Here is a 706-nt window from a genome sequence, read left to right on the forward strand (position 1 = left end):
TCAGATGGCCAAGGCCTTCCCAAAAATTATCAGTAACAAAAGAAACTCCGGAATCGATTATGAACAAGATTAATCTTTCATCATACAAACCCATCGCGGATATTCAGGACAATATCATTTTTGCCAACAATGGTAATGTGGTCTTGTGCTATGAAGGCAACCTGCCCGAAATATATTCTTTATCAGAAAAAGATTTTGAAGATATGCACGGTGCTTGGTTTCAGGCTCTAAAATCGTTGTCTGTTGGCACGGTGGTTCACAAACAGGATATTTATCTAAAGAAGTCCTACTCTTCGGAGCAATTGGCCAATTCTACCTTTTTGGAAAAAGCGACCCACGATCATTTTAAAGGACGCGAGTATATGGAACACCGCTGCCTCCTGTTCTTTATTCTGACCAAGAATAGAGCGCTCAACAATCCAAAATATGTCAATCCATTTCGTAAGATTTCCAAGAGTATTATCAGGGAACTTGACGATTCTGTGCAGCGCTTTATCGGTTCGGTAAGTGATTCTGTTTCCTTCATCAACAATAGTCGCAAAATGGAATTCCTTCCGCTTGAGGCGAAAGGAATTGAGCAACTGACCAATGGTTATTTCAATGGCTTCAACGAGGGTTTTGATACCGATATCCTTTTAGATAAGAAAAGCGTCAATATTGGAGAAAATTATTTTGATGCCCTGGCCATCAACAGCGAACTGTGCTT

The 706-nt window shown here is 40.2% G+C and carries 1 protein-coding gene; it reads left to right on the forward strand.

What is annotated here, in order from left to right:
* Positions 1–59 precede the first annotated feature (59 nt).
* Positions 60–706 (forward strand): DUF3875 domain-containing protein (locus tag RM529_RS17645; RefSeq protein ID WP_311486043.1); only part of this gene is annotated, 647 nt, incomplete at its 3' end.

The organism is Autumnicola edwardsiae (assembly GCF_031846505.1).
Taxonomy (GTDB): Bacteria; Bacteroidota; Bacteroidia; order Flavobacteriales; family Flavobacteriaceae; genus Autumnicola; species Autumnicola edwardsiae.